This window comes from Roseateles sp. P5_E4 (genome assembly GCF_054049255.1).
Map to the genome: position 1 here is coordinate 486261 of NZ_JBFUMS010000001.1, position 14416 is coordinate 500676.

Genomic DNA, 14416 nt, shown 5'->3' on the forward strand with positions numbered 1-14416 from the left:
GTGTTTCTCGTTCAGTGTTCTGTGGGGTTGACGAGTTCGGGGCGGGTCTTGGGAGAGCCGCCCGCTCCAGGCTAGGCGAGGCGATCCTTCAGCCGGTAGTACAGGCCGACGGCGGGCAGGAACCAGGGCGGGCCGACATGGCCGGGAATGGCCGGCCAGGCACGGTCCGCCCACGGGTTGGCGGCGGTGTCGCCGCCCATCAGCGCGGCCATGCGCTGGCCCATCAGCACCGACATCTGCGTGCCGTGGCCGCTGTAGCCCATCGTGTAGTACAGGCCGTCGCGCTCGCCGGCATGGGGCAGGCGGTCCTGTGTCATGTCGACGAGGCCGCCCCAACAGTAGTCCAGCCGCACGCCGGCCAGTTGCGGAAAGGTCTCCAGCAGGCCGGCGCGCAGGACCTCGCCGCTGGCGGCGTCCTGCTGCGGGCTGCTGATCGCGAAGCGAGCGCGGCCGCCGAAGACCAGCCGGTGGTCGGCCGTCAGCCGGAAGTAGTGGTGGATGTTGGCCACCGTCGTGTAGGTGCGGCGCGCCGCCAGCAGCGCGGCCGCGCGCTCCGCGCCGAGCGGCTCGGTCACGACGATGAAGCTGCCGATGGGCACGATGCGCCGGCGCAGCCAGCCGAAGCTGCGGTAGCCGCCGTGGCGCGAAGCCCCGGTGGCCAGCAGCACCTGGTCGGCCGCCACGGTGCCGCGCGTGGTGTGCAGGCGGTGGGCGTGGCCGTGGGTGCGCTCAATCCGCTGCACGCAGGTGCCGGTGAAGATGCCCGCGCCCTGGCGCTCGGCGGCCTCGGCCAGGCCGTTGGCGAAGCGGCCCATGTGCATCTGGCCGCTGCGCCTGTAGAGCATGCCGCCGTGGAAACGCTCGCTCTGCACCTCGGCACGCACGGTGGCCTCATCGAGAATCTCGGTGTCGGTGTCGACACCGTCGGCATGCAGGCGTTCCACGCTGCGCCGCAGCGCCTCCAGCTGCGCCGGCCGTGTCGCCAGCTTGAGCTTGCCGGTGCGGCTGAAATCGCAGGCGATGCCTTCCTGCTGAACCAGCTGCGCCACGGCGTCGACGGCGTCGTCGTAGGCGCGGTACCAGGCGGCTGCCCGCGTGGCGCCATGGCGCGCGGCGGCTTCCGCATAGTCGACCGCCAGGCCGTTGTTCACATGGCCGCCATTGCGCCCCGAGGCTTCGGACGCGACGCGCGCACCGGCCTCCAGCACGGCCACCGTGGCACCGCGCTTGGCCAGCGCCAGGGCGGCGGACAGGCCGCTGAAGCCGCCGCCCACGATGGCGACGTCCACGCGCTGCGGCAGCTCGCGCGCCGCCGGCACGAACGCCGGCACGCTGTCGGTCCAGTAGGCATCGAGTTTCATGGCCTGGCCGCTATCGACGTTCAGAGACCGACCACGCCGGCCAGGCCGCCGATGTCGGCGATCTCGGTGTAGCGGTAGGCCGGGCAGCCGGGGCCATGGCCGCGGTTGACGAAGACCTTGTTGACGATGCCGATGTCGTCGGCCGACATCAGGTCGTAGCGCAGGCTCGACGACACATGGAGCAGGTCCTCGGGGTTGCAGCCGAGCGAATCGATCATGTACTCGAAGGCCTTCAGCCGCGGCTTGTAGGCCTGGGCTTGCTGGGCGGTGTAGACCCGGTGGAAGGGTGCGCCGAGCATGGCGACGTTGGACTGGATCTGATGGTCCATCGCGTTGGACAGGATCACGAGCGGGATTTCCTTGGCGACCTTGGCCAGGCCTGCGGGCACGTCGTCGTGCGGCCCCCAGGTGGGCACGGCATCGACGTAGCGCTGCGCCTCGGCGTCAAGGTATTGCAGCTTCCACTTGCGGCACAGGCGGCGCACCGCGTTCTTCAGCACCACGTCGTACGGCTGCCAGTCGCCCAGCACTTCGTCGAAACGGTAGGCCGTGAAGTCGGCGATGAACTGCTCCATGCGGTCGGCCGGCACGCGGTCGAAGAAGATATCCCGTGTGATCTCCGCCATGCGAAAGCGGGTCAGCGTGCCGTAGCAGTCGAAGGTGATGTACTTGGGTCGGATGCTCATGTTGCGCGTCTCGCTCAGTGGGTTGTCATCAGGGCTTCATTGCAGCATGTGCAGTGAAGTGGTTTGTGGGGAAAACGGGCTGTCGCAGGCGCTGAAACTGCCGTTCGAAGGCGGCTCGGCGGCATGCCCTGCGGCGTGCACTTGGACGGGGACGAGCGCCCTTCAATGGAACCCTGAAGGCACCAGCCGGTGGCGCAAATGGGGGACCGCGAATCGACCCTGCGTGACCCCGGAGTCCGGGCGGGCATTGGCGAATGCGGCTGGGCGACTTGCATGCGATTGACCTGCGATGTCATGGGTGAATGGGCGCTGATGGTAGGGACGGCGCCGCGAAATTTGTGGTCGCAGACTGGCCCGCCGCAGCATTGAATGCCGTGCGCGGCAGGCCTCACAGCGCAAGCTGCCGAAATGGGTGGCGGGTCGTATTTGGGCTGGCGCGGCACCCGCGAAAGGCCGCAACATCGGCAACCCCTTGCTCTTCAGGAGACCCCGCCACATGGGTGCCCCCGCCAACACGAATGCAGCTCCCGCCGACGACGGCGTGCGGCTGCGCAAGATGAGTGCCGCCGATCTTGCGGCCGCTCACGACCTGTCCGACACGCTGCGCTGGCCCCACCGCCTGGCCGACTGGAAGCAGGTCTTCCATCACGCCGAGGGCGTCGTCGCCGAGCGCGACGGCGAGATCGTCGGCACCGCCCTGCGCTTTCGCTGGGGGGCGCAGGACGCGACCATCGGCCTGGTCATCGTCGCGCCGGCGCAGCAGGGCCGGCGCATCGGCCACCGCCTGATGAGTGCGGTGCTCGACGGGCTGCAGGATTGCCGCGTTCGGCTCAACGCCACGCTCGAAGGGCGCGGCCTCTACGAGCGCCTGGGCTTCGTGCGCGTCGGCGAGCTGCGCCAGCACCAGGGCATCGCGCAACCTGCGCCGCTGGTGGCCCTGGATAGCGGCTGGCGTCTGCGGCCGGCGGGCGCTTCCGATGCGCCGGTGCTGAAGGCGCTCGACGCGCAAGCCTGCGGCATGCCGCGCGACGCGTTGCTGGACGAACTGCTGGCCGAGGCGGAGTCCACCGTCGTGCTGGACGACGGCGGCACGGTGCGCGGCTTCGGCCTGCTGCGCCGCTTCGGCCGCGGCCATGCCATCGGGCCGGTCGTCGCGCCGGACGATGAAGGCGCCAAGGCCCTCATTGCCCACCTGGCCGGCACCAACGCCGGCCGCTTCACGCGCATCGACATCGACCTGGACAGCGGCCTGGCCGAATGGCTGGAAGCGATGGGCCTGCTGCGCGTTGACGCGCCGGTCATGATGGAGCGCGGCCCGACTGCCAAGCCAGCGGCGCCGGGTGCGCCCAAGAGTTACGCCATCGTCACGCAGGCCCTGGGCTGAAGCACCGATGGCCACCTTCCTCTACATGGCCGACGCCGAGCGCGGCCGGCGCTGGGGCGAGCTGTTCCGCCGTGACGCGCCGGCGCTGGACTTCCGGCTCTGGCCGGATGCCGGCGACCCGGCACAGGTGCACTACCTCGCCACCTGGCAGCAGCCCGAGCAGCTGGCCGAGCGCTTCCCCAACCTGAAGCTGCTGTTCTCGACCGGCGCCGGCGTGGACCAGTTCAACCTGGCCGCGCTGCCGCCAACCGTCTCGCTGGTGCGCATGGTGGAGCCGGGCATCGTGCAGGGCATGGTGGAGTACGTGCTGCATGCCGTGCTGGACCTGCACCGCGACATGCCCGCCTACCGGCGCCAGCAGGCCCAAGCGCTGTGGCGGCCGCTGCCGGTGCGCACCGCGGCGCAGTGCCGCGTCGGCGTGCTGGGGCTGGGCTCACTTGGCGAAGCCGTGCTGCAGGCGCTGCGCGGCCTGGGCTTTGACTGCGCCGGCTGGAGCCGCAGTCGGCGCAGCATCGAGGGCGTGCGGTGTTTTGCCGGTGAGGGCGAGCGCGCTGCCTTCCTGGGCCGCAGCGACATCCTGGTCTGCCTGCTGCCACTGACCGACGCGACGCGCGGCCTGCTCAACAGCGCGTTGTTCAACGCACTGCCGCGCGGCGCGGCGCTGGTTCACGTCGGCCGCGGCCCGCAGCTGGTGAGCGCAGACCTTTTGCGCGCCCTTGACGACGGCCACCTCGGCGAAGCCGTGCTCGACGTGACCGATCCCGAGCCCCTGCCGGCGGACGACCCGCTGTGGCGCCATCCGCGCGTGCAGATCACGCCGCACATCGCCAGCATGACGCAGCCTGACACGGCGGCCGCGGTGGTGCTGGACAACCTGCGGCGTTTCGAAGCCGGGCTGCCGCTGGTGGGCCTGGTGGATCGCAGCAAAGGCTATTGAGCGCGAGCGGCAGCTTCTGCCGTGGCGGCCCGCAGTTCAGCGCAAGACGCTGCCGCGAGCGGCCAATGCAGCACCCACCGGCGAGCCCGAACGCCCAAACTGAGCGTCAGCCATCCACTGCAACACGCTGCTCATGACCGCCCTCCCCCTCGCCCAAACCACCGCCCGAGCCGCCATCACCACCCCGGAACAGCACGCTGCGCTGGCCGGCCTGGACCGCGCGCATCTCATCCACCCCGTGGCACCGTGGCGCCGGCACGAGGAGCGCGGCCCGATGGTGCTGAGCTCAGGCCACGGCGTCTGGCTGCAGGATGCCCAGGGTCGCGAGCTGCTCGACGCCTTCGCGGGCTTGTGGTGCGTCAACGTCGGCTACGGCCAGGAGAGCGTCGTGCAGGCCGCCGTCGAGCAGATGCGCCGACTGCCCTATGCGACCGGCTACTTCCATTTCGCCAGCGAGCCGGCCATTCGCCTGGCGGCCAAGCTGGTCGAGATCACGCCGGCCTCGCTGACCCGCGCCTACCTGACGCTGGGCGGATCGGAGTCGGTCGACGCCGCGGTGCGCTTCATCGTGCAGTACTACAACAACACCGGCCGGCCGGCCAAGAAGCACTTCATCGCGCTGGAGCGGGGCTATCACGGCTCGTCCTCCACCGGCGCGGGGCTGACGGCGCTGCCGGTCTTCCACCGCGGCTTCGACCTGCCGTTGGCCACGCAGCACCACATCCCGTCGCCCAACCCCTACCACCATGAAAGCGGCGGTGACGCGCAGGCGCTGATCGCCGCCTCCGTCGCCTCGCTGCGCGCCAAGGTCGCCGAGCTGGGCGCGGAGAACGTCGCCGCTTTCTTCTGCGAGCCCATCCAGGGTTCCGGCGGCGTCATCGTGCCGCCGCCGGGCTGGTTGAAGGCGATGGCCGACGCGGCGCGCGAGCTGGACGTCCTGTTCGTCGTCGACGAGGTCATCACCGGCTTCGGCCGCACCGGCACGATGTTCGCCTGCGATGCCGAGGGCGTGCAGCCCGACCTGATGACGCTGGCCAAGGGCCTGACGTCGGGCTATGTGCCGATGGGCGCGACGATGATGTCCGAGCGGGTCTACGCCGGCATCGCCGACGGTGCCCCGGCCGGCCAGCCCATCGGCCACGGCGCGACCTACTCCGCGCATCCGGTGTCTGCAGCGGTGGCGCTGGAAGTGATCCGCTTGTACGAAGAGGGCGGCATCCTCGCGAACGCCCAGCGCGTCGCCACGCGCTTTGCCGCCGGGCTGGAGGCCTTGCGCTCGCACCCGCTGGTGGGCGACGTGCGCTACCGCGGCCTGCTCGGCGCGCTGGAACTGGTGAGCGACAAGGCCAGCCGGCGCGGCTTCGACCCGGCATTGGGCCTGGCCGACCGGCTGTTCGCCCTCGGCTACCAGCACGGCCTGGTGTTCCGCAGCTTCGGCGACCACGTGCTGGGTTTTGCTCCCGCGCTGACCATCACCGAGGTCGAACTCGACGAGTTGTTCACACGCCTGCGCCGCGTGCTGGACGATGCGTTGGCGGCACCCAACGTGCGCGCGGCGATGTCCGGCGGCTGAACACCGGCGCCACACAATCGCGCCATTCGCCAACCTTTGGGCACCCACCATGGCAGAAGCTCTCAAACTCGACCGGTTGGACCTGCGCATCCTGGCCCAGCTGCAGAAGAACGGCCGCATCACCAACGTCGATCTCGCCGATGCGGTCGGACTGTCACCGAGCCCCTGCCTCATCCGCGTCAAGCGGCTGGAGCAGGCCGGCTACATCAGCGGCTACGGCGCCCATCTGCGGCTGGAGAAGCTGGGCGACACGCTGACGGTGTTCACCGAAGTCACGCTGACCGACCACCACCGCGAGGACTTCATCCGCTTCGAGAGCGCCATCCGCGAGGTCGACGAGATCCTCGAGTGCCACCTCGTCAGCGGCGGCTACGACTACCTGCTGCGCTTCATGACACGTGGCGTGAACCACTACCAGCAGGTCATCGAAGGCCTGCTCGAACGCAACATCGGCATCGAGAAGTACTTCAGCTACATCGTCATCAAGTCGCCGTTCGTGAAGACGCATTGCCCGATCGAGAAGCTGTTCCACGAAACGCGCTGAGCGCCCGCACTGACCTGAGCAGGCCCGCACCATGCGGGCCTGCTGCGCATTGGGCCGCCTCCCACTTCATGCCGCTGACACAAGCCACCTGAACCCGCGCCGCCGCGTCGTGATGACGCCGCAGACGCTGCCGGCAACACCCCTCCCAACCGCAGCAATCGCCTGCGCGCCGCTCGGTTTCGGCATCGGCGCAGATCGCGCTGCCCGCGCCTTCCACAACCGCAGTTCGTGCCGCTGCGGGCGGCCACAACGCGACGCTCTACGAAGCCCCCGGTGCTGGAATGCCCTGGCACCGAGCGGTGCGGCTTCCGGATCGAAGTTGCAGCCCCTCGTCGTCGCCGACAAGCAACCTACAAGAGGGAATCCATGACAGCTTTCACCCGTATCCGCCTTCTCGTCGTCACCGGCGCTGCCTTGTGCGGCAGCGTCGCCAACGCGCAATCCAACGTCACGGTCAGCGGCAGCATCGACGCAGGGGTGTTCCGCGACACGGCGGGCCGCACCAACGTTGGCACCATCCAGCGCAGCCACCTGGAATTCACCGGCACCGAGGACCTCGGCGACGGCCTGGCCGCGACCTTCCGCCTGCGCCACCGTTTCGATGCAGACACCGGCGCGTCCGAGGCCGGCACGGGCAGGCCGTTCTGGCACGGCGAGTCGACCGTCGGCATCAAGGGCGGCTTCGGCGCCTTGCGCCTGGGCCGCGCGCTCGACGCCATCCAGGCGCAGGACTGGGCCTTCGACGCCTGGAGCAACTACGACCGCATCGTGTCGCCCGCCTGGGACCTGTGGCACTGGAACTACTCCGCCGACCCGGCCGGCGGTGGCTCGGGCCGCGTGGCCAACGCCGTCTTCTACGACTCGCCGAAGTTCGCCAACGTCTCGCTTCACGTCAGCGCCTCGCCCGAGTCGCCCGCAGGCGCTGTGGCGAAGACGCGCGCCGCCACCCTGCTCTACAACGACGGCAAGCTGCGCATGATGCTGGGCAGCGGCAAGAACAGCGCCGGCGCCACCGAGACCTCGGTCGGCGTGCGTGCCGCCTTCGGCATGCTGTCGTTGATGGGCATGTATAACGTCAGCGAATCCGTCGCCGGCTCCAAGGCCAAGGTGACGACGCTGGGCGCGGTCTATGTGATGGGCGCCACGACGCTGAAGGCAGGCTGGGGCCAGGCCGACGTGGACGGCCTGAAGAAGGAGAAGATGGTCTCGGTGAGCGCCGGCTACAGCCTGTCCAAGCGCACCACGGTGTATGCGGACCTGGCCTCCAAGCGCCTGCTCGGCACCGGTACCAAAGAGGTCTACGGCGCGGGCATGACGCACTCGTTCTGACCGGGCCTCGCTACGACCCCTTCGCGAGATTGAACTGGCCCGGCACACCGCCCCGATGCGCTCGCAGCCGGATCGACCACCCTGCCAGCAAACGGCGCTCCCGACGCCGGCGCCGGGTTGCGCCGACCGGCGCCACGTCGCAGGCTCCGAAACAATTGCAGTCGGGAGCCGGGTCGCTCGGCGTAACCTGCTGGGCCAAGGCGTCTACGCTGCGGGCACCGCGGCGGCTGATCCCACGGGCATGCTGTTTCGGCGCCGCCACAGGGCGCATGTGCTCCAACGGGCAGGCCATGTCGATTTGGGTTCCCGTCGTTCGTCGATGGGAGACGAGGTGCCCTCAGGGGGCGCTCCGTCCGGTCAACTTAGCAGGAGTGAAGACATGTCATACATCGATGGTTTCGTGATCGCGGTTCCCACCGCCAACAAGCAGAAGTTCATTGAGCATGCGCGCCACTTCGACGCGATGTTCCTCGAGTTGGGCGCGACCCGTGTGATCGAAGGTTGGGGCGACGACGTCCCTGACGGCAAGGTCACCGATTTCCGCCGCGCAGTCCAGGCCACGGCCGAGGAGACGGTCGCCTTTTCGTGGGTCGAATGGCCGGACAAGGCCACGCGCGACGCAGGCATGAAGAAGATGATGGAGGACCCGCGCATGGATCCGTCCACACCCGGCAACCCGCCCATGCCCTTCGACGGCAAACGCATGATCTTTGGCGGCTTCGAACAGGTGGTCGAAGTGAAGGCTTGAGCGACGGGGCGACACCGCCCCTGGTCCGCGCGTAACGATGGGCATCTGGCGCAACCTTCGGTCCGCAGGCGGTGCCTCCGGGATATCGCGCCGGGCACCCCCTCCGGGGACCAGCAAACGCCGCGCACCCCGTCGTTGCGGGCCAGTATGTCGGCTCTCGGGACTCTGCATGGCTTCACACTGGCGGCCAGGAGCGGTCGTCGCCTCTGCTGCTTCGGGCGCCGGCTTCGTGCCCATAGCGGAAGGTCATGATCGACGACCGAGGACGGGACCGCAGCGCTAGCCGTCATTGATACAGCCAAGTCCGCCGCCCACTTCATGACACCCCTCGGCCGCTCGCGCGGTAAGTGCGATCATGGCGCCGTCGATGTGCCGAGGCTTGGCATTCCAGCGCGAGAGGGTCAGGCGTTGCTCGTGCTAGGGCTTGAAACTTGAGCCCCGACTCTGAGCCTTGCGTGACCCCGAGCGTGCGAGCCTGATCTCTGCGGGGTTCGGCCGCTCATACCTTGGCGAGGAAGGCCGCAGCATCACCCGCTTCACACTTCCAGTCTGCGAAGACCCCGACCAGATTGCATTCCACGCAGCGGCAAGCGATGTAGTACCAGCGCACGTCATGTGTGCCCGCGTACACGGAGACGCCGGACATCAGCTCGAACACCTCGTTCTCGCACACGCACTCGTGCGCCTCGGGCACGGATTCTTCAACGTAGTCCGCGCTGTTGCCCATCAGGTGTTCCTGCCCGCAGTCGGTGCAGGTGCGGATCGCCACGCCGGCTTCTTCATCGGTCTGTAGCGCGAAGGTCCGGCACCCGCAATCGCATTTGGACGCGGCAAACCGGACGGCCTCATGGCGATTCGCAACGCTGTAGCTGCGCAGCTCGGCCTGGGTGTCGCCGGACGTCGTCCCGTACCAGAACTCGCCCTTCTTCGTCAGTGCCATTGACGCTGCTCCATTCTTAAAGGTGGGCTTCCCGGCAGGCCTGACGCCAGGGTCGCCCCGATCATCTGGATTTTGCCTGGGGGCCCGGCCAGTCGTCGTTAAGGGACCGGGTCGGGGTGGCCGCCGACAAGAGCTGGCCGACAAGGTGCCCGCGACTTCGCGACAAGCCTGCATTCCTCGCTGCGCGCGGTGCAGCCCTCAAGCCGCCGTCGGCTCCAGGCTGGTTGCTGCCGTTCACGGCAGGCCAGACGGCAGGCAGCTATCCAAGCTGAGCGGTCACCTCAAGCGCGAAATTCGTCACTCGTTAGCAGAAGCTCACGTTGAAGTTGAGCCGCGGCCTGAGGCTTGCCGAAGAACACTTGCTCGGCCACCCGGTCACACATCCGGCGCCCGTTTCTTTGGGAGCCTGTTGAACTCCCAGAAGCGATCTCTGGTCTCGGGCGTAGGGTCCGCCGTGCTGAAGCACTCAACCTCGTCTTGACGGAGTTGGTCTGAATAGCAGTCATGTTGCACCCTTCCGCTGGAGCCTGGCTCGATACCAGCCACATTGAGCCATACGGCGCCGATCAACTTGGTCCCTCCTCGGCCCTGAACTCCAACGGAGAGGTATGGCAATCGCATGTCCGATCCGTTGTGCACTTCAAATATGGCGTCTCCGTTTGAAGCAAAGCCGGTATGACGCCATACGAACTTCTTCCGTGCAGCGACGATCTTCAGCTGCTTGTCGGTGAAAGGCTTCGACGGTTTGGCAGCAGGCGGCTCGACTCCATCTGTCGACCAATCGCAGTCACATCCGAATATCTGACCTCCACACGAAGGGCAGCGTTCAACATCGCACCCAGGAACATGGAGTTCGCCTTTGATGACGCCACAGTCGTGGCATGCCCGGTCGTTCGCGCCCCAGTCGTCCTCCTCCGCGCCATACCGAACGCGCCCCATCTCCTTGCCGTTCGGGTGACAAGTGAGAAGAAGTTGAGCCTCTTGAATTCTCTCCGGCCACCCTTCTACGACCTCGATGCCTCGGAACTCGACCATCTTCTTCGTCACACTCTTTCTCCGATGGGATGCCTACTCAAGAAAAGTCGGCAGCGAACGACAGCAATGGCCGAATGTTGCCACTCGATTGTCCTGATCGAATTACTGCAACCGCTGCGGTGCCGCCGTCCGCCGTCGGTCTCGAGCTTCAGCTTTGGGCACGTAGCTGTCGCCCAAAGCCGCAGACGCGATGACTGCAACGGGTCGGAACCGCCAGCTGGCCGACTGTGATACCTGCCGTTGATCCGAGAGGTACCTAGATCCTGGGTCGGCGGAGGCAAGGCCCACTCTGAAGGGCCGGTCCCGGAGGCGCCGCGGTCACTTCACGAATGCCCGTCGCTCCAGCTTTGCCGACGATCATTCGCCGGGCCGAAGCACGCGCTCCACCAACGCACAGAACCACCGCACCCCGTTCGGCAGCGCCTCGTCGTTGAAGTCGTAGCAGGGATGGTGCAGCGGCCTGTCGCCGCCCTGCCCCAGCCACAGATAGGCGCCCGGCCGCTCGCGCAGCATGAAGGCGAAGTCCTCGCTGGTGAAGGCGGGCTTGGGTGCTTCGGTGGCGTGCAGGCCGGCATCGGCAGCGGCGGCCAGTGCGAGCGCGGCCTCCGCCGACGTGTTGATGGTGGACGGGTAGTAGCGGGTGTAGGCCACGTCGACCGCCAGGCCATGGCCCAGCGCCACGCCGGCCGCCGCGTCGCGCAGCGCGGACTCGATGCGGTCCTGCACCGCTGCGTCGAAGCTGCGGACCGTGCCGGTGATGCGGGCTTCGGCCGGCAGCACGTTGTGGCTCTGGCCGCCCTCCAGCTTGGTGACCGACAGCACGGCCGAATCGGCCGGGTCGATGCGGCGCGAGACGATGGTGTTGAGCTGCACGACCAGCTGGCTCGCGGCCAGCAGCGCGTCGGGCGTGTGGTGCGGCTGCGCGGCGTGGCCACCCCGGCCGCGCAGCGTGATGTCGAAGCGGTCGGCCGCCGCCATGATGGGGCCGGGCCGTGTCTGCGCGTGGCCCAGCGGCAGGTCGGGCCAGTTGTGCAGTGCGTAGACCGCGTCGCAGGGGAAGCGTTCGAACAGCCCTTGCTCCACCATCACACGGGCGCCGCCCTGCCCCTCCTCGGCCGGCTGGAAGATGAAGTGCACCGTGCCGTCGAACTGCCGGGTGCGTGCCAGGTGCCGCGCGGCGCCGAGCAGCATGGCGGTGTGGCCGTCGTGGCCGCAGCCGTGGTGTGCGCCGGCATGGCGGCTGGCATGGCCCAGGCGCGACTGTTCGGCCATCGGCAGTGCGTCCATGTCGGCACGCAGCCCGACCGAGCGGCCGCTCGTGCCGTGGCGCAGCGTGCCGACGACACCGGTGCCACCCAGGCCTTCGTGCACTTCGAGCCCGAGCAGGCGCAACGCCGCCGCGACGATGCCGGCGGTGCGCCGCTCCTGGAAGGCCAGCTCCGGGTGGGCATGCAGGTCGCGGCGCAAGGCGACCAGGTCGGGCATCAGGTCGTCGACCGCAGTGGCGGGGATCTGTTCTTCAAGCATGGCCGAGCTTAGATCCGGGGCAGCGGCCATCCACAGCAGCGCTCGCTGTTCTGCGGGGCCGGCACGACAGATTCTTGCGAAGTCCGGCGCACATCCGGCACGCCCTCAAGCGGCCCTTCATGTCTACTTTCGTTCGCCTTGTCAGGTCCCAAAGGACACACTGAATGAACCCCGTCATCGAGCGTCTCATGAACGCCGGCCACCTGGATCGCGTCTTCATCGGCGGTGAGTGGCGCACTCCGGCGGGTGCGGCCCGCAGCGCCGTCACCAACCCGTCGACGGAGCAGGCCGTCGCGGAGATCGCGCTGGGCAATGCGCAGGACGTCGACGCCGCCGTGGCCGCAGCCCGGCGGGCCTTCACCACCTGGTCCGTCAGTGCGGTCGAAACCCGGGCCGCGCTGCTCGACCGAGTGCACGCCTTGATCCTGGAGCGCGCGGAGTGGTTCGCGCAGGCCATCTCGTTGGAAATGGGCGCCGCCATCAGCGTCGCGCGCAGCACGCAGGTGCCCATTGCCGCAGAGCACATCCGCGTGGCGCGTGACCTGGCACGCAGCTATCCCTTCCTGACCCATCGCGAGGGTGTGTCCATCCTGCGCGAGCCCATCGGCGTGTGCGGGCTGATCACGCCCTGGAACTGGCCGCTTTACCAGATCACCGCCAAGGTCGGCCCCGCGCTGGCGGCGGGGTGCACCGTCGTGCTGAAGCCCAGCGAGCTGTCGCCCTTGAGCGCGCTGCTCTTCGCCGAGGTGATGCGCGATGCCGGCGTCCCTGCCGGCGTGTTCAACCTCGTCAATGGCGAGGGGCCGGAGGTTGGCGCAGCGCTGGCGGCGCACCCGGATGTCGACATGATCTCGATCACCGGCTCGACGCGCGCCGGCGTGCTGGTGGCCCAGGCGGCCGCGCCGACGGTCAAGCGGGTCGCGCAGGAACTGGGCGGCAAGTCGCCCAACATCGTTCTGCCCGACGCGGACCTCCCGCGCGCCATACCTCTGGGCGTGGCCGCGGCCTTCCGCAACGTCGGCCAGTCCTGCAGCGCCCCGACCCGCATGATCGTCCCGCGCGAGCGCCTGGCGGAGGTCGAGCGGCTCGCCGCCGAAGCGGCCGCGGCCCTCGTCGTGGGTGACCCGCGCTTGCCGCAGACGACGCACGGTCCGGTCGCCAATCGCGCCCAGTTCAACCGCGTTCAGGAAATGATCGAGGCCGGCCTCGCCGAAGGCGCCCGGCTCGTCTGCGGCGGCCCCGGCCGGCCGCCGGGCCTGGAGCGCGGCTTCTACGTCCGCCCGACCATCTTCTCCGACGTGCAGCCGCAAATGCGCATCGCGCAGGAGGAGATCTTCGGGCCGGTGCTGTCCATCATTGCCTACGACGGCGTGGACGAGGCCGTGGAGATCGCCAACGACACGGTCTACGGCCTGGGCGCCCATGTGCAGAGCCGCGACCCCGCCGCCGCGCGTGCCGTCGCTGCGCGCATCCGCTCGGGGCAGGTGCACATCAACCATCCGGCGTGGAACCCAAACGCCCCCTTCGGCGGCTACAAGCGCTCGGGCAACGGCCGTGAGTACGGCGTCGAAGGCCTGCAGGAATACCTGGAAACCAAAGCCATTCTTGGCTACATGAACGAGGAGCACGCATGACCGCAGCCCTGCTGCTGCACCGCGCCGACGGTGCCCCCCTTTCGACGACCTTCCACCAGGCGGCCTTCGGCAAGGACGACCCGTTCGCGCCATGTCGCGAGATCGCCTGGGAAGGACCCGGCGCGATGATCGCCGGCCGGGTCAACTTCACTGGCGATATCGACGTGGCCAGCTTTCCTCATACCGAGACCCTCGTCGTCGTGGCGGGCCAGCTGACGCTGACAGCGGCTGGCGCGGCGCCGCTGGTGCTCGGTCCCGAGGCGGGCGCCGTCATCGCACGGGGGACTGCGGTGCGCATCCAGGCCGGGGTTGGCGTGCGCTTCGTGTGCTGCGCGGCCGCAAGTGATGGCCCATCGGCGCCCGGCATCACGCCCTTGCACGCCGAGGCCGACCTGAAGCCCTCCAACCCGCCACCGGCGCAAACGCTGCTAGGCCCGAGCCCGGCCTGCCGCAGCGACAACGTCTTCACTGAGGAGCAGACGCAGTACCGCGCCGGCACCTGGGACTCGACGCCCTACCACCGCGTCGTCCGTCCGCATCCCCTCAACGAATTCATGCACCTGCTGGCCGGCAACGTGCGATTCGCCAGCCCCAACGGCAGCGTGCTGTCGGCGGGCGCTGGCGATGCGCTCTTCGTGCCGCAGGGCGCGCCCATCGGCTGGGAGAGCCACGACCACGTCGCGAAGTTCTACGTGGTGCAAACCGTCCCGGCCTGAAA

At 68.7% G+C, this 14416-nt stretch carries 13 protein-coding genes; 8 read left to right on the plus strand and 5 right to left on the minus strand.

Annotation, left to right across the window (positions count from 1 at the left end; all coding sequences use genetic code 11):
- Positions 1–71: 71 nt before the first annotated feature.
- Positions 72–1361 (minus strand): NAD(P)/FAD-dependent oxidoreductase, encoded by a 1290-nt coding sequence (locus tag ACXJLH_RS02040; RefSeq protein WP_457390986.1) that lies wholly within the window; start codon positions 1359–1361, stop codon positions 72–74.
- Between the two features lie 20 nt (positions 1362–1381).
- The gene (locus ACXJLH_RS02045) at positions 1382–2047 is read right to left on the minus strand and encodes a haloacid dehalogenase type II (protein ID WP_457442308.1); all 666 of its coding nucleotides are present in this window, start codon (positions 2045–2047) and stop codon (positions 1382–1384) included.
- Positions 2048–2543: 496 nt separating this feature from the next.
- Between ACXJLH_RS02045 and ACXJLH_RS02050 the strand changes: the two genes are divergently transcribed.
- From ACXJLH_RS02050 to ACXJLH_RS02075, 6 genes are all read left to right on the plus strand, one after another.
- On the plus strand, positions 2544–3431 hold the full coding sequence (locus ACXJLH_RS02050) for a GNAT family N-acetyltransferase (RefSeq protein WP_457442309.1): 888 nt from the start codon (positions 2544–2546) through the stop codon (positions 3429–3431).
- Between the two features lie 7 nt (positions 3432–3438).
- Entirely contained in the window at positions 3439–4368 is a 930-nt protein-coding gene (locus ACXJLH_RS02055) for a 2-hydroxyacid dehydrogenase (RefSeq protein WP_457442311.1), read from the plus strand.
- A gap of 133 nt (positions 4369–4501) precedes the next feature.
- Complete coding sequence (locus ACXJLH_RS02060) at positions 4502–5941, plus strand: aminotransferase class III-fold pyridoxal phosphate-dependent enzyme (RefSeq protein ID WP_457442312.1); 1440 nt, start codon at positions 4502–4504, stop codon at positions 5939–5941.
- Between the two features lie 49 nt (positions 5942–5990).
- Positions 5991–6485, plus strand: coding sequence for an Lrp/AsnC family transcriptional regulator (locus tag ACXJLH_RS02065; protein ID WP_056197100.1), 495 nt, complete (start codon positions 5991–5993; stop codon positions 6483–6485).
- 366 nt (positions 6486–6851) lie between these two features.
- The gene (locus ACXJLH_RS02070; protein ID WP_457442313.1) at positions 6852–7814 is read left to right on the plus strand and encodes a porin; all 963 of its coding nucleotides are present in this window, start codon (positions 6852–6854) and stop codon (positions 7812–7814) included.
- Between the two features lie 379 nt (positions 7815–8193).
- Positions 8194–8562: a DUF1428 domain-containing protein gene (locus ACXJLH_RS02075; protein ID WP_056197103.1), complete on the plus strand. Its 369-nt coding sequence runs from the start codon at positions 8194–8196 to the stop codon at positions 8560–8562.
- 499 nt (positions 8563–9061) lie between these two features.
- Here the strand turns inward: ACXJLH_RS02075 and ACXJLH_RS02080 are convergent, their stop codons facing one another.
- The 3 genes from ACXJLH_RS02080 to ACXJLH_RS02090 all read right to left on the minus strand — a co-directional run bounded on the left by ACXJLH_RS02080 (position 9062) and on the right by ACXJLH_RS02090 (position 12064).
- Entirely contained in the window at positions 9062–9502 is a 441-nt protein-coding gene (locus ACXJLH_RS02080; protein WP_056197105.1) for a hypothetical protein, read from the minus strand.
- Between the two features lie 375 nt (positions 9503–9877).
- Positions 9878–10549, minus strand: coding sequence for a hypothetical protein (locus tag ACXJLH_RS02085; protein WP_157281518.1), 672 nt, complete (start codon positions 10547–10549; stop codon positions 9878–9880).
- 345 nt (positions 10550–10894) lie between these two features.
- Entirely contained in the window at positions 10895–12064 is a 1170-nt protein-coding gene (locus ACXJLH_RS02090; protein WP_457442315.1) for a M20 aminoacylase family protein, read from the minus strand.
- A gap of 164 nt (positions 12065–12228) precedes the next feature.
- Here ACXJLH_RS02090 and ACXJLH_RS02095 point away from each other — a divergent pair, with 164 nt between their 5' ends.
- A complete protein-coding gene (locus ACXJLH_RS02095) occupies positions 12229–13698 on the plus strand; it encodes an aldehyde dehydrogenase family protein (RefSeq protein ID WP_457356561.1) in 1470 nt (489 codons plus the stop codon).
- Positions 13695–14414 carry a cupin domain-containing protein gene (locus ACXJLH_RS02100; RefSeq protein WP_457442316.1) on the plus strand — a complete coding sequence of 240 codons (720 nt, stop codon included), beginning with the start codon at positions 13695–13697 and terminating at the stop codon, positions 14412–14414. The genes ACXJLH_RS02095 and ACXJLH_RS02100 overlap by 4 nt, the downstream gene beginning before the upstream one ends.
- The last annotated feature ends 2 nt before the right edge of the window (positions 14415–14416 follow it).